Below are 16,965 nucleotides of genomic sequence, written 5' to 3' on the forward strand. Positions count from 1 at the left end.
TTCGCACCTACGGTGTCAGCCGCGGCGGCGGGCATCGCCCGCCAGGCCGCCGCGCGCAAGTCCCGTCAGGAAAACGGCCAGCAGCAGCAGCGCCCACTGTCCCAGCGTTGGCACAGGCGTGGGGCCGACGTCCGCGGCCACCACCAGCGCGCCAGGGTCGACGATGTTGCCGTCTACACGCAGGTCGTCGTCGCCCAGGCCACCGTCGCGCAGGGCAAAGGTGACCATGTTGCCCTGAATGCTGGCCGGCAGTGGGTACCAGTGTGCGCTGGTGTTGTCGGCGCTCTTGCCCCATTTCCAGTACTCGGCACCCGCCGGCAGCGCGCCTGGGAAGCTGAGCTTGACGGTCACCATCGCACCCTGGTCGCAATTCTGCGTGCGCAGCGAGAACATCCCGTAAGGCAGACTGACGTCGGGGCGAGGAAGGCCCTGCGCACCTGCGGCGGCTGGCGTCAGCACCTGCGGCGACGGCACCACGCGGCAGGTCGCGCCACCACCGGTAACCGTGCCCGTCACCGGCTGTTGCCCTGACGTGCCCAGGTTGAACTGGTTGGCCGGGTCGACCGTGGTCGGTGGCGTCACGTTGAACGCCATTTGCGCCACGACGGGCGCATTGGCGCCATCGGTCAACGTGAACGTGAGGGCCGCGCCAGCGGCATCGGCGATGACTGCCGCCTGCGCCAGCAGCGCGTTGATCTGCGTTGGCGTGCCCTGCAGTTGCAGACCTGGTTGGGAGGTATCCGCGTCGGTCAGGCCCAGCAGGCGGGCGTTGCTGGCGGTGATCGTCAGCGTCAAGACCCCAGCTTCAGGGTCTGAGACGGTCAATCCGTCCAGGCCGAACGCCTCACCCGCGACCACGGTGCGCGGCGTGGTCGGAACGCCGGTGATGGCAGGCGGCAAATTGCCCATCGACAACCCCAGCACGATCGGGTTGTGGTCGCTGGATCGGTAGGGCGTCGGCGCGTAGAAGCTCGCGGGCTTGTTGAATTCGGTGTTGTAGTCCAGCGCGACCGGCTCCTGCGCGTTGATGGCCCACTTGACCACATTGCCGACGCGCGGCTGCAAGCCGGCGCTGACGAAGATGTGGTCCAGCGAGCCCCACAGACCGTCGAACGAGTATGAATCGCCGTGGCTGACCTTGATGAAGCCGTAGCCCTCCAGCGTCGTGATCGGCTGCTCCTTGCCATAGGCGTTGAAGTCGCCGACGAGCACGATATTGCTGCTGGTGGCGCCAGTGGGATTGGTGTCGAGCCAGCTCTTGAGCTGATTGGCCGCCATGACACGCGCAGCATTGTTGGCACCTTGGCCGTCGCCCTGGTCGTCGTTGCCAGCACCCGCCAGCACGCTGCCCTTGGACTTGAAGTGGTTCACCACGACGGTGACCTGATCGGTCGCTCCGGCGCCCATCGGCACGGCAAAAGTCTGTGCAATCGGCACGCGACTGCCGCCCACTGTTCCGTCAAAAGCCGGGTACGTTGCCGGGCTGGCCACAGCGGCCATGCCTGCAGGTTCGACCCGGTCGCTCCTGTAGACCAAGGCCACGGTGATGGCGTCCGACCCGGCGCCCGCCACCTGCGCCGCGCCTTCCTTGAACGGGGCCTTGACGTAGTCGTAGCGCGCGCCAGCCGGCTTGTCTGAGCTGGCATTCAGGGCGTCGGTCAAGTCTTTCAGCGCGCTGGCAGCGCCAAAGCCGTTGTTCTGCACTTCCATCAAGCCATAGACGTCAGCGTCCAGCCCAATCAGGTTGGCGACGATCTTGGCGCGTTGACGCTCCAGTTCCTGCGCGTTGTTGGCGCCACGAATGCCCTGCGAGTTGCCCAAAGGAGTATTGAACTTGACTTGCGAGGAGCCAGTGGTAGCGCCCGTCACATTGAAGTAGTTGAGCACGTTGGCCGACGCGATCTTCAGGCCCGCCGCACCCATGGCCGCCTTGAAGTCCGCTGCGGTCGGTCGCTCCGGCCCGCTGAAGCTGGGTGCAACGGTCGGCTGCACGCGGTAGCTGGTTTCGTGCGCAGCGGCGGCTGAGTCAACAAACTGGTCCAGCACCCCCACTACGCTGGCCACGGAATCGCCCGCGCGCAGCGTGTTGGCAGCCGACAGCGGCTGGCCATTGCGGCCATACACGATGGGCGGATTCTGCACACTGAGGCCATCGTCCAGGATGATCTGGCCACGCTGGGTAGCCTTAACAAAGGCCTCAAAACCGCTGGTACTGGGGGCATTCGCTTCGGTGAACTGCACCTGCGGCTGGCCGACGCTGAGTGTCACGGTACCGTATCGGCCCAGCGTTTGGGTGTCGGTCACGACCAGTTGACCGCTGGCCGGACGCATCTCGACCCGCATACCCTCGTAACGCTCTAGAACCGCCATATCGGCCACCGGCAGCGTCAGCACCACAGGGTTGGGCAACGCGGCCGGGCCCTTGACTTCGAAGCCCGTCACGTTGGTCAACTGGGTTTGGTTGCGGTACTCACCCACCACAGCCTTCAACTCGACCACTTGTCCAACGGTGGCGTCTGTCACGCCCGGATTCGTGCCCCCGTAAAACACGAAGATGCCCTCGGAGGTCTCCTCGTTGCCATCGGAGTCGGCAGCTTCTTCCTGCAGGAAGAAGCCGCTCAAGCCTGGGCGGAAGGCCGTGACGACCGCGCGCACGGTGACCGAAGCGCCGAGCTTGGGTGACGCCTCACCTGTCCCCTGGATCGCAGAAATCAAGGTGATGGCTGATGTGGGCGGGGCGCCACCCGGCGTGCCAGGCGAGCCGATGTTGGCGGCTTGGCCGGGCTGTGCGAAGCCGCCTGCCACCCCTACTGCCGCTGGCACGTAGCGTGGGGCACGGGTGGATTGGCCATCCCATACGGCGGATACCCCGTTGCCGATGGAAGTACCCGCGGCGGCGAACGCCGGACCCGCATGAGAGTCGGCCACCGGTGGGGCTTCAGCACCGCTTTGCGATGGGTTGGCGCCATAGACCGAGGTCGAACCATAGTTGAGCGCGGTGACGAGTTGGCCGTTCGGGTCGTAGAGCAGCACGGCATCGCCCTTGCCCAGGCCTTTGCCGGACACGCGGATCACGCCATCGCAGGAAGCCAAGCCCCACGCCGCGCAGAAGGCAACCGCATCGGTCTCGGACGCAACCACCAGTGCTTTGCCCGGTGCCAGCGTGGTGTTGGGCGGAAACACTTTGCCGCCGCTAAACGCTTCAGAGTTGTCGGTCCAACGCCAGTTGGCCAGGTTGACCGGCGTCCTGCCGTAGTTGTAGAGCTCGAAGAAGTCGCCACCCGCGGCGTTGGAGTTGACTTCTGTTATCAGCACGGTGCGCGTCAAGGGCGGAGGCGCACCCGTGGTAAAGGTGAGGTTGCTGCTGACCCAGGCGTTTCCGGCCTGGTCAACGACGGGATTGCCCACGGCCGCCAGAACGTACGCAGCGTTGGGGCTGAGACCCGCTGGCGGACGCAATGTCAACGTGTTGCCGCTGAACGTGGCCAAGCTCGTGTCGCCTGCTGGCAGCGTGGAGATCAAGGTGCCCCCAGCGCGCAGCTCGAACGATCCACCACCGTTGCGCACCGGCTCGCTGAACACGAGTTGGATGCTGGTCGAAGGGTCGACGCCGATGGCGCCGGCGGCTGGCGTGCTGGACTGCAGCGCTGGGGGCGTGGTGTCCACCGCGACGGGGTTGCTCAAGGTGATCCAGTTGCCCGTGAATTGCTGATCGCCGGGCGCGAGATCCTTGGACGGCTTGGTGCGGCCGGGCCAGACGGTATCGCCGTTGTCCTGCAGAAGCTGAACGCGCGTGCCCGCCGCCGTGCTGGAAGGGCTGACCAAGGTCTCGAAACTACCGCCGGTTGCAACCAACAGGGAATCCAGCGCGTTGTCCAGCCGCTGGGCGGTTGTGCTGCTGCCGTCCCATACATACAGCGCGAAATTGCTGCTGCTGGCGGAGGCCGTTGCCGACCCCGCAGGCCCGGCAATGATCAGAAACTTGCCGTCGTCCGTTCGCTCTATGGAGCGAACGCCCCGTCCACCCAGATCGAGCTCGATCGGCGCGCCAAACATGGGAGCAGCCCCGGTCAGCACGGCAGCAGGGTTGGTCAGCGGCACCAGCAGCGCCCTGGTGCGCAGCGCTGCACTGGCCTGCGGCGCGCGAAAGCCCAGCAACAGGTGCCCGCTGGCGGTTGCCGCCATGCCTTCGATTGAAAAGCCGTTGCTGGCCTCCGGCACCACGCCGTTGCCCGAAGAGGCCGCCAGTCCAAAGTAGTTTGCGCCTTTGCCATGGGCATTCCCGCCGTCCCAACTGACCAGGGCCTGCTCCAGTCCGCCGTACTGCGCGACATAGGCGAACGTTGCGCCCGCGCCCGTGCCTGTGACATCCACAGCAAACAGATGCTCACGGTTGTTGGCCTCGCTACCGTCCTTCTTGTTGCTGTGGGAGCCCGTGAAATACAGGCGGTTGCCAATGCGGGTGCTGGCCTCCAGGTCCAGTTCGGAAGAGCCGATGCCCAAGAGGCTGCCATACGACCACTCTCTGACCGCCGCGCCGCCGGCACGCGGGTAGACGCGCAACACGTTGGCCTCGTCGTCGCCCACCACCATCCAGTCGGCATCCAATGCAATGGCAGTGGATGCGTCGGAACTGCCGAACGCCGTGCCTGCGGGCGGCGTGAAGACGTTGGCGCCAGCTCCCGTCGTCAACCGAAGGTTGTCAATGGCCAGGCCATGGTCACTGCCCGCGTCGTTGGTTTCGACCCAGCGCAGCCACAGCGTGGCGCCGGGCGCCCAGCTCAGACTGCTCAGCGTGCCGCCAACGTCTGGCACGCGGCCTGCCACGTTGCCATCCACCGCCGCGGCCGTCGCCGTGTTGACCGGAGAAGACCAATCAAATGCTGCGCCTGCAGCGGTCCACGTCGCGACGTCGGCAAAGGTGCTTCCGATGCCGTATTCCAGCTTCATTGTGTGCGCACTGGTATTGCCACCGTTGCGCCACTGCTCGCCGTCAAACCGCACATTCAGTGCGTTGATCGTGGCGCCTGTCGTGTTGATGGCCGCCAGTGCGATGTAGCCCTCGAAGCTGCCCGACCCGACGCCCCCCAAGGCACGCTCCGTCGCCCCGCTGCTGCCATAGCTGTAGAAGGCGCCGTTGTTGGCTGTGCCACTGTCAGCGCGGTACGTCGCGACCGAGGACTTGTCGTGCTTGAACAAATGCCAGCCGGGAACGGTCTCGTCGTTGACCCAGGTGTTGGCGCTCCCGGAAGTCGCCAGCGTATCGAACTGCTGGGCGTACGAACCATTGAAGGCAATAGGCGCGGCATGAGCGCCGGAGCAGGCAAGGACGAACAGCCACGCCAGCCCGACAAGACTTTTTGACATGTGTGAATGACACCGAAACACCGCGCTCCCTCCTCAGGGCTCGCCACCAGTCGTTTGTCGCAGCCCTTGATGAAACGGCAATGACACGCGAACGCTGCGCTACCATGCGCGCAACTTGCCCGTCACACGAGGAGAGACTTGGAGATGAAACGCCGCGATTTCGCCCTGACCGTGCCCGCCGCTGCTGCGCTGGCGCACCTGCCCGCGCTGGCCCAGTCGCGCAAGGACAGCATCGTGCTGGGCATGACGCTGGAGCCGCCGGGCCTCGACCCAACGGCAGGCGCCGCGTCGGCCATCGCTGAAGTGGTGCAGTACAACGTGCTGGAGACGCTGACCAAAATCCAGTCGGACGGCAAAGTGACACCCCTGCTGGCCGAGCGCTGGGAGGTATCGCCCGACCTGCGCACCACGACCTTCTACCTGCGCAAAGGCGTGAAGTTCAGCAACGGTGAGCCGTTCAATGCGCAGACCGTCAAGTACAGCTTCGAGCGTGCGGCGGGCGAGAAAAGCACCAACAAGGACAAGCGCACCTTCGCCGCCATGGAGAGCGTGCGCGCCGTGGACGACCACACCGTGGTGATCGTCAACAAGGAGCCCGATCCGGACTTCCTGTTCTACCTGGGCCAGGCGACGGCGGTGATGGTCGAGCCCAAGAGCGCCGACACCAACGCCACCAAGCCTGTCGGCACCGGCCCCTACGTGCTCGACAACTGGGCCAAGGGCTCGTCCATCGTGCTGAAGGCCTCACCCAGCTACCGCGCGCCGGGCAGTCTGAAGATCAAGCGCGCCACCTTCCGCTTCATCAGCGACCCGGCGGCGCAGGTCGCGGCCGTGCTGGCGGGCGACGTCGACGCTTTCGTGCGCGTCACGCCACGCGGGGCGACGCAATTCAAGCGCAACCGGCGCCTTCAGACGCTGGTGAGCGGCTCGCGCGCCAAGACGGTGCTTGCCATCAACAACGCGAAGAAGCCCCTGAACGACGTGCGCGTGCGCCGCGCCATCAGCGCCGCCATCGACCGCAAGGCCGTGATTGCCGCGGCCGGCGACGGCTTTGGCGTGCCCATTGGCAGCCACTATGTGCCCGGTGCGCCCGGCTACATCGACACCACCGGCATCAACCCCTACAACCCCGAGAAGGCCAAGGCACTGCTCAAGGAAGCGGGCGTCACCACGCCGCTGGAGCTGAGCCTGGTGCTGCCGCCCCCGCCCTATGCACGCCAGGGCGGCGAAGTCATCGTGTCGCAGCTCGCCAAGGTCGGCATCGTGGCCAAAGTGCAGAACGTCGAATGGGCGCAGTGGCTGGCCAACACCTACGGCGGCGCGCACAACTACGACCTGACGATCATCAGCCACGTGGAGCCGTTCGACCTGGACAACTTCACCAAGCCCGACTACTACTGGGGCTACAACAACCCCAAGTTCAACGAGTTGTACGCGCGCATCAAGACCACCGCCAACGTCGCCGAGCGCAACAAACTGCTGGGCGACGCGCAGAAGATGCTGGCCGACGACGCGGTGCTCGACTGGCTTTACCAGCCGCAGTGGGTCACCGTGGCCAACAAGAACGTGACCGGTCTGTGGAAAGACATGCCGATCTTCGTCAACGACTTGTCGGCGATGGGCTGGAGTTGAGGGGTTGAGGAGTCGGGGGCTGCGCGGCCAAAGGCGGGCGCAGCAACCCGTCCACGGCAACCCGAACCGTCGTTCGCACGCTGTCAATTGCTTCCATTTTGATAGCTACCTGCGCAGATCCTTCTAGGGCTGCCGGCCGATTTCATTCATTTCACCCGTTCTCCCGCAGAACGCATCGCCATGACCGCATCGCTGCACACCCTGAGCGCCACCGAACTCCTGGCCGGCTACCGGCGCCGTGCGTTCTCGCCGGTCGAAGTGCTGCGCGACGTGTTGACGCAAATCGAGCGCTGGGAGCCCGCGCTGGACGCCACCTACCTGCTGCGCCCCGAAGCCGCGCTGGCCGAGGCGCGTGCGTCCGAAGAGCGCTGGCTGCGGCGTCGCCCCACGGGAGCGCTCGACGGCGTGCCCGTCACGATCAAGGACAACATTGCCACGCAGGGCGACCCGACGCCGCTGGGCACGCGCGCGACGCCGCTCGCGCCAGCGCTCGCTGACGCACCGCCAGTCGCCCGCGTACGCGAAGCGGGTGCCGTCTTCATCAGCAAAACCACCATGCCCGATTACGGCATGCTGTCGTCGGGCCTCTCGACCTTTCACCGCATCACGCGCAACCCGTGGGATCTGTCGCGCACGCCCGGGGGCTCCAGCGCCGGTGCGGGCGCCGCGTGCGCCGCCGGCTACGGGCCGCTGCACCTCGGCACCGACATTGGCGGCTCCATCCGCCTGCCAGCGGGCTGGTGCGGCATCGTCGGCTTCAAGCCGAGCCTGGGTCGCGTGCCGATCGACCCGCCCTTCATGGGCCGCGCTGCCGGCCCGATGACGCGCACCGTGGACGATGCGGCGCTGCTGATGCAGGTGCTGAGCGCGCCGGACGCACGCGACAGCATGAATCTGCCACCCCAGCGCATCGACTGGGCGGCCACCTGGAAGAAGCCAAAGCCCCTGCGTGGCCTGCGCGTCGGTCTGCTGCTGGACGCAGGCTGCGGCTTGCCAGTGGCGCCGCCCATCCGCTCGGCCATTGAAGACGCCGCACGCCGCTTCGAAGCCGAAGGCGCGGTGATCACCCCGTTGGCGCCATTCATGACGCCCGCGATGCTGGCCGGGCTCGACCATTTCTGGCGCATGCGCTCGCTGGTCGACCTGAGTGGGTTGACCGAGAACGCGCGCGACAGCGTGCTGCCCTGCATCCGCACCTGGGCCGAGAGCGCCGGCGCGATGAGCGGCGCCGACGTGTACCAGGCCTACGCGCAGACGCACGCCACGCGCGTGGCCACAAACCAGGCCATGCAGGGGCTGGATTTTCTGCTTTCGCCCACGGCGCCCTGTGGGCCTGCCGCGTTCGACTGGCCTTCGCCCACCAACGACCCCCTGCGCGGGCTGGAGCACATCGGCTTCACCGTACCGTTCAACATGGGCGAGCAGCCCGCCATCTCGGTCAACGCCGGGTACGACGACGATGGCCTGCCGATTGGCCTGCAGATCGCTGGCCAGCGCTTCGACGACCTCGGCGTGCTGCAAGTGGCACGCGCCTTCGAGCGCATGCGTGCCCCGCAACGCGCCTGGCCCGAGCCGCCTGCAGCCTGAGCCGCTGTCGAAACGAGGGCGCGCTCCGTAAAATGGCCTGGTGAGCTTTCCTGCCAACGCCGACCTGCACTGCCATTCCGTCGTCTCCGACGGCACCCTGACACCCGAAGCCCTGGCCGAGCGGGCCAGCGCGAACGGTGTCGACCTGTGGTCGTTGACCGACCACGACGAAGTCGGCGGCCAGCAGCGCGCCCTGGCGGCCGCGCGGACGCTGGGCATGCGCTACCTCACCGGCGTCGAAATCTCCGTTACCTTCATAGACACCACGGTCCACATCGTCGGCCTGGGCTTTGACGCCGAGGATCCGCGCATCGTCCAGGGGCTCGCCGACACGCGCGACGGGCGCGGGCCGCGCGCGCGCGCGATGAGCGAACAGTTGGCCAAGGTGGGCATCGAAGGCGCGTACGAAGGCGCGCTCGAGTACGTGGGCAATCCGCGCCTGATCTCGCGCACCCACTTCGCCCGGTTTCTGGTGGAGAGTGGCGTGTGCCGCGACACGTCAGAGGTGTTTCGGCGCTTTCTCACCGAAGGCAAACCCGGCTTCGTGCCGCACCAATGGGCCAAGCTGGGCGACGCGGTGAACTGGATCACGCAGGCCGGCGGCGTCGCCGTGATCGCTCACCCAGCGCGTTACCGCTTCACGCCGAACGAGGAATACGCGCTGTTTTCCGAATTCAAGGAGCACGGCGGGCGCGGCGTGGAGGTGGTCACCGGCAGCCACAGCGCATCGGAAGCGGTGAAGTACGCCGAAACCGCGCAGGAATTCGGCCTGCTGTGCTCGCGCGGCAGCGACTTCCACAGCCCGGATGAAAGCTACACCGATCTAGGCGCGCTGCCACCGCTGCCCCCACACCTGCCCACGGTGTGGTCGGCGCTGGCCGATCGCATCCAGTGAGTGCACAGGTTCCTCGGGACCACCATCCCGATCGGCCAGCGGCCGGACGCGATCGTTCCGCAGAGCGCACTCTGGCCGGCGTGGCCATGGCCGTGCTGGCCGTCGCCTGCTTTGCCACGCTGGACACGGCGACCAAGGTCGCGGTCGCCACCGTGCCTGTGTTGATGGGCGTGTGGTTTCGCTACACCTTCCAGGCGATGGCGACGACCGCCGTGCTGTTGCCCTTGCATGGCCGGAGCGTGCTCCGCACACGGCATCCGGGTTACCAGTTGCTGCGCGGACTGCTTCTGCTGGGCAGCACGATGTTCGCGTTCCTGAGCCTGCGTTACATGCCCATGGCGGAATTCACGGCCGTCGTGATGGTGACGCCGCTGGCGATCACCGTGCTGGCGGCAACGGTGCTCAAGGAACATGTCTCGCCGCTGCGCTGGACGCTGGTTGCGGGCGGCTTTGTCGGCACCCTTCTGATCCTTCGGCCTGGTGGTGATGCCTTTGGCTGGGCGATGCTGCTGCCGCTGGGTTTGGTCGGCACCAACGCCGCTTTCCAGATCCTGACCAGCCACCTGGTGCGCACGGAAAATCCGTTGACCATGCATTTCTATACCGGTTGGGTCGGCACGGTGGCGACCTCTTTCGCGCTGCCTTTTGTCTGGCAGGCCCTTCCTTCCTGGCACAGTTGGGGCACGCTTTTCCTGATGGGCGTAGCGGCGACGGTGGGGCACTTTCTGCTGATCCTGGCGTATCGGCGTGCGCCCGCGTCCACGCTCACGCCCTACCTCTACGCGCAGATCGCCTTTGCGATGTTGGGCGGCTGGTGGGTGTTTCATCAGGTGCCGGATACCGCCTCACTTCTCGGGATTGCCCTGATCGCCGTGTGCGGCGCGGCGGGCGCCTGGCTCACCATGCGCGAGCGGCGCATCCCGATTGAGCCGGTGGAGCCTTGAGGCTCTGACTTGGCCGCACAATAGCGCCATGGCCCAGTATTTCAGCGTCCACCCCGAGAACCCGCAGCCGCGTCTGCTGAAACAGGCGGTTGCGCTGCTCGATCAAGGCGGGGTGTTGGCCGTCCCAACCGATTCCAGCTATTCGCTGGTCTGCCATCTGGACGACAAGTCGGCCGTGGACGCCGTGCGCCGCATCCGTGGGCTGGACGATAAGCAACTTCTGGCACTGATCTGCCGCGACCTGAGCGAGTTGGCCAGCTACGCGCGGGTGGACAACGCGCAGTACCGGCTGCTGAAGCTAGGTACGCCAGGCCCATTCACCTTCGTGCTCGAAGCCAGCAAGGAAGTGCCGCGGCGCGTCAGCCACCCGCAGCGCAAGACCATCGGGCTGCGTGTGCCTGAGAACAGGGTTCTACTTGATCTGCTGGAGCTGCATGGTGGCCCCCTGCTGGCCACAACGCTGATCCTACCTGGCGAGACGGACCCGCTGAACGACCCCGAGGAAATCCGCGACCGGCTGGAAAAACAGGTGGCCGGCGTCATCGAAGCCGGCGCCTGCCCCTTGGAGCCGACCACGGTAGTCGACCTGACGACCTCGCCTCCCGAGGTGCTGCGCCGCGGCCGCGGTGATCCAGCAACGCTCGGCCTTTGATCTCTGCGGGCTGAAGCGCCCGGCCGGTCTGAGACAATGGTGGTGTGGACTTCGCCAATATCATTCAGACCATTGCCATCTACGCCCTGCCGGTGCTTTTTGCGATCACCGTGCACGAAGCGGCGCACGGCTACGTGGCGCGCCACTATGGCGACAACACCGCGGCAGCGCTCGGGCGTGTGACCCTCAACCCGCTCAAACACATCGATCCGATCGGGACGATCATCATTCCGCTGGCGATGTACCTGATGACGGCTGGCGCGTTCCTGTTCGGGTACGCCAAGCCTGTCCCGGTGAACTTCGGGCGGCTGAAGAATCCGCGGCGTGACAGCATCCTGGTGGCATTGGCTGGCCCGATGTCCAATCTGCTGCAGGCCATTTTCTGGGCCGTGGCGCTTTACCTGCTGCGCGGCACGGGTGTCGAGGAACGCTTTTTCCTGGAGATGTGCCGCGCCGGGGTGTTGGTGAACGTCGTGATGATGGTCTTCAACTTGTTTCCGCTGCCCCCGCTGGACGGCGGCCGTGTCGTGGCCGGGCTCTTGCCGCCAAAGGCGGCCATGACCTATGGCCGCATCGAGCCCTGGGGCTTCTTCATCGTGATGGGCCTGCTGGTCGCGGGGGTCATCAGCAACTGGTGGATGCGCCCTTTGATGTCGCTCACATTCGGTTTTCTCGATTTGATCTTGTCGCCGCTGGCAGCATTGCTGAGCTGACCGGCGCCTTTTCTCCAATTTTTCATGTCTTCCTCCACCGCTTCGCGCCGCGTTCTGACGGGCATTACGACCACAGGCACACCGCACCTGGGCAACTATGTCGGCTCCATCCGCGCGTCCGTGCGCGCCAGCCGGGCTCCCGGCGTCCAGAGCTTCTACTTCCTTGCCGACTACCATGCGCTCATCAAGTGCGACGACCCTGAGCGCATCCAGCGCAGCACGCTGGAAATCGCATCAAGCTGGCTGGCTGCAGGGCTTGACCCGGAACACGTGGTGTTTTATCGCCAATCGGACATTCCCGAAATCCCCGAACTGAGCTGGTTTCTCACCTGTGTGACTGGCAAGGGTCTGCTGAACCGTGCCCACGCCTACAAGGCCATGCTCGACAAGAACGCCGCCGCCGGGCAGGAGCCCGACCACGACGTGACGGCAGGCCTGTTCATGTACCCGGTGCTGATGGCGGCCGACATCCTGATGTTCGACGCACATCAGGTGCCCGTGGGGCGCGACCAGATCCAGCACCTGGAGATGGCGCGCGACATGGCCTCCAGCTTCAATCACCTGTATGGCGAGCATCTGACGCTCCCTGAGGTGCTAATTGACGACAATGTGGCCTTGTTGCCAGGTCTGGATGGCCGCAAGATGAGCAAGAGCTACGACAACACCATTGCACTGTTTGGCTCGCAGGCGCAAATGCGCAAACAGATCATGTCCATCGTGACCGACTCGCGCGCCCCCGGCGAGCCTAAGGACACCGAGAGCTCGGCGCTGTTCCAGATCTACCGCGCCTTCGCGACCGATGACGAGACCGCGGCATTTGCTCGCGCATTTGACGAAGGCATTGCCTGGGGCGATGCCAAACAGGTGCTATTTGACCGTATCGACCAGGAAGTCGGCCCGATGCGCGAGCGATATGCTCATTTGACTGCACACCCGCAGGAAGTCGAGGCCATCCTCCTTCGCGGGGCCGAGAAGGCTCGAGCCATCGCCACGCCCAAGATGAGGGTCTTGCGACGAGCCGTCGGCCTGCGTGCGTTGGGCAGCACCGCCGCCACGGCCGTCGCGCCTGTCAGAACAAAAGGGGAGCTGGCCAGTTTCAAGCAGTACCGTGACTCCGACGGCCGCTTTTACTTCAAGCTGACCGAACCGGGAGGCCGGGTATTGCTGCAAAGTAACGCCTTCGAATCACCCCGTGATGCAGGTAACGTCGTCAAACGATTGCAGACGGAGGGTGTTGCCGCGCTACCCGAACTGACAGCACACTTTGTACCCAATGATACCGTTGAACAAACGGATCTTGACGACGCGCTGACAAGGTTGGTATTGCACCACGCAGGGTGAATTCCCAAGTCTTTTTGTCCGTCGGCCCCCGGGAGTATGGGCCCGGCAGTACATAATGGGACATCGCCGTCCCATAACAACCCCATAACAATCCCAAAAAAGGGAGCGCAGGAGCACGGAGATTGACTGTATATGTGATTGATGACCACCCGTTGATGCGCGAAGCGGTGGTAATGCTGCTGCGACGCGTACGGCCAGGCGTAGAGGTGGTGGAGCTGTCTCAACTGTCCGCCATCGAGCGCGAAGTGGCCGACCGAGGAGAGCCGGAATTTTTCTGTCTGGACTTGAAGCTGCCCGACACCGTCGGCGTGTCCGGCGTGAAGTTCCTCAAGAACCAGTTCCCGGACGTGCCGGTCATCGTCATTTCCGCTTCTCCCGCTGAAGACGCGGAGGAATGGTGCCGCGCTGCCGGCGCCGATGCGTACATTGAGAAGTCGGCCGGCGCTGCGGAAATCACTACTGCACTGCGCTCCATGATGGTGATCGACAGCCAGTTGGGCGAGTTGGATGAGGCCACTGGTGAACTGGGTTTTGACACACGCCTGTCCAAACGACAGAAACAGCTCATCGTCATGCTGGATCAAGGGCTGTCCAACCGCGAGATCGCCGACCAGCTTGGCATCAGCGAGCACACCGTGAAGGTGCACCTGTGGCGACTGTTTCGTCGTCTAGGGGTCAAGTCCCGGACGCAGACGCTCCACTTCGCGCGCCGCCATGGTCTGTTGAGCCAGTGAGTCGTTGTGACTCTGGAGCAGGCTCGGAGAGCGGCACCTGCAGGCGAAACACCGTGCCTTTGGCGAGACGCGAACGCAAGGTGATCGGGTAGTCCATCAAGGCGGCCAACCTGCGTACCAGCGACAAGCCCAGGCCAAAGCCGTCTTCGGTCCCACCTTGGGGGACCTTGTAGAACTCGCCGAAGATGTGGGCATGCTGGTCGGCCGCAATGCCCATGCCCGTATCCCACACTTCGAACAGCAAACTCCCTTGGCACCGGCGCACGCCGAGCAGCACCCCGCCATGCGATGTGTAGCGAATCGCGTTCGAGATCAAGTTCCCGAGAATACGGCGCAAGATGATCGAGTCGGTCAAGATCACAGCATCGATCGAACGCGCGCGAAGCACCAATCCCTTCTGCACCGCCAGCGGACGGTATTGAACGAGCAGGTCCTTCAGCAGAGCGCCGACGTTGAGCGGCCGTAGGTTCAACTGCAGGTGATCGACATCTAGCTTAGCCAAATCGAACAGCGAATCGAACAGGCTATTGATGGCCTGGGTGGCCTGCAGGATCTTGGGCGCAAGCTCCTCCACAAGGCGGGGCTCACTGCCCAGCCATTCGGCGTAGATGCCCAGCGCGCTAATGGGCTGCTTGAGGTCGTGCGCCGCGCCGGCCAGAAAGCGGGTGCGGAACTCTGCCCCGCTGCGGGCCGCTCGCGTCTGCTCGCGCAGCGACTGGATCAGCAGCTGGTTCTGGTAGAGCAAGTCGATGACCTGCGCGTGGCGCGCGTGATGCACGCGGATCAGCCGCGCCAAAAGGAGCACGTACAGAACCAGTGCAACGGGCATCCACCAGCGTCGCGGACCCAGCGGGTCGTACAAGCCCACCACCAGTTCCACCGCGACGCTGAGCGCGAGGCAGGCTGCGAACACGACCAGATAAATCCTGGCCGAGCGCAGATGGGGTGCAAGGTAGCTCGTACGCCCAATGCCTCCCGCGATCACAGGCAGCCAGGCGATAAGAGCGTCGGTGGCCGGCAGGTAGCTAAAAAGCCCCAAGGGGGTCAGACCCCAGAACATCCCATTGAACACCCACAGGGGTTCCTGTTTGCGGGCATAGTTGAGCTGCTCTTCCATCGAATGCCCGCGCACCAGACGCTCGTAGTGCTTTCTTACCGTGGAACGCCAAACCACGTCGACCATGGCCAGCGAAGACCAGACCAGCAACACGCCCGCCGGTACATGCTCGTAAGAGAGCATGACCAAGATCGCGGCCATCATGAGGGCCGAGAGCTGTGCCCCGCTCATGCTGCTGAAAAATGCGTTGTATGACGCTGCTTCCAGCCAGTCCGCTTCCTTGCTCGGATCCACGGGCACGGTAATGGCGGCGGTAGGAATAACGGGGCGCATGGTAAATTTTACTATCTAAACAATAGCTGCCTGCGCACAACCAGACTGGTGTTCGGCTATATTTGCTCGCTACTCCGGGATCGACACGTCGCCACATTGCGCGCGCTGGCGCAGCGCGTGCTCCATCACCACCAGCGCCAAAAGCGCCTCCAGGATCGGCGTGGCACGAATACCCACGCACGGGTCGTGCCGGCCCTTGGTGATCACCTCCACCGGTTCCCCGACGGTATTGATGGACGCGCGGGGCACCAGCAGCGAACTGGTCGGTTTGACCGCCACCGCCACTTCCAGATCCTGCCCGTTGCTGATGCCGCCCAGCACGCCGCCGTCGTGATTGGTCTCGAACCGGCCGCCCGGCAGGATGGCGTCGCCATGCATGCTGCCCTTGTGCGCCACGCTGGCAAAGCCGTCGCCAATCTCCACGCCCTTGACCGCGTTCAAACCCATCATGGCCTTAGCGATGTCGGCGTCCAGGCGGTCGTACAGCGGCTCGCCCAGGCCGACGGGCACGTTCTGCGCCGTCACGCGCAGGCGCGCGCCGCACGAGTCGCCCGACTTGCGCAGCACGTTCATGTAGTCCTCGATGGCCGACACGTCGGCCACGGGGGCAAAGAAGGGGTTGCCCTGCACATGCTCCCAGCCCTCGAAGCCGATCGCCAGTTCGCCCACCTGCGTCATGCAGCCCTTGAAGGTGGTGCCGTACTTTTGCTGCAACCATTTGCGCGCCACGGCGCCGGCGGCCACGGTGGGCGCGGTCAACCGCGCGGACGAGCGCCCGCCGCCGCGCGGGTCGCGGATGCCGTACTTGCGCCAATAGGTGTAGTCGGCGTGGCCCGGGCGGAAGGTTTGCAGGATGTCGCCATAGTCCTTGCTGCGCTGGTCGGTGTTGCGGATCAGCAGGCAGATCGGCGTGCCGGTGGTCTGGCCCTGGTACACGCCCGAGAGGATCTCGACCTGGTCGGGCTCGTTGCGCTGGGTGACGAACTTGCTGGTGCCTGGGCGGCGGCGGTCCAGCTCGGGCTGGATGTCGGCCTCGCTCAGCGCCATGCCGGGCGGGCAGCCGTCGATCACGCAGCCAATGGCTGGTCCGTGCGATTCCCCGAAATTGGTGACGGCAAACAGTGTGCCGAAAGTATTGCCGCTCATGCGCCGATTATCCCCAACCGGCAGCGCGCCCGGCGCCGTGGCGGCCTCGAACGCTCAGGGGAAATCGGTATCGGTCTTGCCGTTCTCTTCCGGCCAGTCGCGGATGTAGGCCTTGAGCATGCGGTTCTCGAAATTCTGGCTGTCCACCACGGCCTTGGCGACGTCGTAGAAGCTGATCACGCCCATCAGTTGGCGGTTGTCGATGACCGGGAGGTAGCGCGCATGGCGGTCCAGCATCATGCGGCGCACCTCGTCCATGTCGGTTTCCATGGTGCAGATCAGCGGGCCGGGGTCCATGGCGCGGTACACCGTCGTGCTGCCGAAGCTGCCGCCGTTTTTCACGGCGGCCTGAATCACCTCGCGGAAGGTCAGGATGCCGACCACGCGCCCGTGCGACATCACGACGAGCGAGCCGATGTCGCGCTCGGCCATCAGTTGGGCGGCGTCCGCCAGGCTGTCTTCGGGCGTGATCGTGTACAGAACGTTGCCCTTCAGACGCAGAATATCGCTGACTTTCATGTGAAGCTCCGGTGTCGCGCGCAGGCGACAGTCCCGGGAAATATA

Annotated in this window: 12 protein-coding genes; 8 read left to right on the forward strand and 4 right to left on the reverse strand. The window is 65.0% G+C overall.

Annotation, left to right across the window (positions count from 1 at the left end):
• Window positions 1-15: 15 nt before the first annotated feature.
• On the reverse strand, window positions 16-5,367 hold the full coding sequence (locus tag FVQ98_RS10620) for an ExeM/NucH family extracellular endonuclease (protein WP_147913416.1): 5,352 nt from the start codon (window positions 5,365-5,367) through the stop codon (window positions 16-18).
• A 144-nt stretch (window positions 5,368-5,511) separates the two neighbouring features.
• On the opposite strand from FVQ98_RS10620, the gene FVQ98_RS10625 reads away from it, so the two are divergent.
• The 8 genes from FVQ98_RS10625 to FVQ98_RS10660 all read left to right on the forward strand — a co-directional run bounded on the left by FVQ98_RS10625 (window position 5,512) and on the right by FVQ98_RS10660 (window position 13,865).
• Window positions 5,512-6,999, forward strand: coding sequence for an ABC transporter substrate-binding protein (locus tag FVQ98_RS10625; RefSeq protein ID WP_147913417.1), 1,488 nt, complete (start codon window positions 5,512-5,514; stop codon window positions 6,997-6,999).
• Between the two features lie 180 nt (window positions 7,000-7,179).
• Window positions 7,180-8,586 (forward strand): amidase, encoded by a 1,407-nt coding sequence (locus FVQ98_RS10630; protein WP_147913418.1) that lies wholly within the window; start codon window positions 7,180-7,182, stop codon window positions 8,584-8,586.
• A gap of 40 nt (window positions 8,587-8,626) precedes the next feature.
• Window positions 8,627-9,481: a 3',5'-nucleoside bisphosphate phosphatase gene (locus FVQ98_RS10635; RefSeq protein ID WP_147913419.1), complete on the forward strand. Its 855-nt coding sequence runs from the start codon at window positions 8,627-8,629 to the stop codon at window positions 9,479-9,481.
• Between the two features lie 86 nt (window positions 9,482-9,567).
• Window positions 9,568-10,425: a DMT family transporter gene (locus tag FVQ98_RS10640; protein WP_147913420.1), complete on the forward strand. Its 858-nt coding sequence runs from the start codon at window positions 9,568-9,570 to the stop codon at window positions 10,423-10,425.
• Window positions 10,426-10,453: 28 nt separating this feature from the next.
• A complete protein-coding gene (locus FVQ98_RS10645; protein WP_147913421.1) occupies window positions 10,454-11,077 on the forward strand; it encodes an L-threonylcarbamoyladenylate synthase in 624 nt (207 codons plus the stop codon).
• A gap of 44 nt (window positions 11,078-11,121) precedes the next feature.
• Window positions 11,122-11,790: a site-2 protease family protein gene (locus FVQ98_RS10650; RefSeq protein WP_147913422.1), complete on the forward strand. Its 669-nt coding sequence runs from the start codon at window positions 11,122-11,124 to the stop codon at window positions 11,788-11,790.
• A gap of 24 nt (window positions 11,791-11,814) precedes the next feature.
• Complete coding sequence (locus FVQ98_RS10655; RefSeq protein WP_147913423.1) at window positions 11,815-13,131, forward strand: tryptophan--tRNA ligase; 1,317 nt, start codon at window positions 11,815-11,817, stop codon at window positions 13,129-13,131.
• A 122-nt stretch (window positions 13,132-13,253) separates the two neighbouring features.
• Window positions 13,254-13,865: a LuxR C-terminal-related transcriptional regulator gene (locus FVQ98_RS10660; RefSeq protein WP_147913424.1), complete on the forward strand. Its 612-nt coding sequence runs from the start codon at window positions 13,254-13,256 to the stop codon at window positions 13,863-13,865.
• Here the strand turns inward: FVQ98_RS10660 and FVQ98_RS10665 are convergent.
• The 3 genes from FVQ98_RS10665 to FVQ98_RS10675 all read right to left on the reverse strand — a co-directional run bounded on the left by FVQ98_RS10665 (window position 13,807) and on the right by FVQ98_RS10675 (window position 16,920).
• Window positions 13,807-15,255, reverse strand: coding sequence for a sensor histidine kinase (locus tag FVQ98_RS10665; RefSeq protein ID WP_147913425.1), 1,449 nt, complete (start codon window positions 15,253-15,255; stop codon window positions 13,807-13,809). The two genes, FVQ98_RS10660 and FVQ98_RS10665, sit on opposite strands and share 59 nt — an antisense overlap.
• Before the next feature lie 69 nt (window positions 15,256-15,324).
• A complete protein-coding gene (aroC, locus tag FVQ98_RS10670) occupies window positions 15,325-16,401 on the reverse strand; it encodes a chorismate synthase (protein ID WP_147913426.1) in 1,077 nt (358 codons plus the stop codon).
• 54 nt (window positions 16,402-16,455) lie between these two features.
• The gene (locus FVQ98_RS10675) at window positions 16,456-16,920 is read right to left on the reverse strand and encodes a CBS domain-containing protein (protein WP_147913427.1); all 465 of its coding nucleotides are present in this window, start codon (window positions 16,918-16,920) and stop codon (window positions 16,456-16,458) included.
• Window positions 16,921-16,965 lie beyond the last annotated feature (45 nt).

The sequence above is a fragment of the Ottowia flava genome, from assembly GCF_008017535.1.
GTDB lineage: Bacteria > Pseudomonadota > Gammaproteobacteria > Burkholderiales > Burkholderiaceae_C > Ottowia > Ottowia flava.

What these genes read in the sequence shown, in the direction of transcription:
- FVQ98_RS10625 (WP_147913417.1), top strand. Translation starts at nt 5,512, where the DNA reads ATGAAACGCCGCGATTTCGCCCTGACCGTGCCCGCCGCTGCTGCGCTG.
- FVQ98_RS10630 (WP_147913418.1), top strand. Translation starts at nt 7,180, where the DNA reads ATGACCGCATCGCTGCACACCCTGAGCGCCACCGAACTCCTGGCCGGC.
- FVQ98_RS10645 (WP_147913421.1), top strand. Translation starts at nt 10,454, where the DNA reads ATGGCCCAGTATTTCAGCGTCCACCCCGAGAACCCGCAGCCGCGTCTG.
- FVQ98_RS10665 (WP_147913425.1), bottom strand. Translation starts at nt 15,255, where the DNA reads ATGCGCCCCGTTATTCCTACCGCCGCCATTACCGTGCCCGTGGATCCG.
- FVQ98_RS10640 (WP_147913420.1), top strand. Translation starts at nt 9,568, where the DNA reads ATGGCCGTGCTGGCCGTCGCCTGCTTTGCCACGCTGGACACGGCGACC.
- FVQ98_RS10655 (WP_147913423.1), top strand. Translation starts at nt 11,815, where the DNA reads ATGTCTTCCTCCACCGCTTCGCGCCGCGTTCTGACGGGCATTACGACC.
- aroC (WP_147913426.1), bottom strand. Translation starts at nt 16,401, where the DNA reads ATGAGCGGCAATACTTTCGGCACACTGTTTGCCGTCACCAATTTCGGG.
- FVQ98_RS10620 (WP_147913416.1), bottom strand. Translation starts at nt 5,367, where the DNA reads ATGTCAAAAAGTCTTGTCGGGCTGGCGTGGCTGTTCGTCCTTGCCTGC.
- FVQ98_RS10675 (WP_147913427.1), bottom strand. Translation starts at nt 16,920, where the DNA reads ATGAAAGTCAGCGATATTCTGCGTCTGAAGGGCAACGTTCTGTACACG.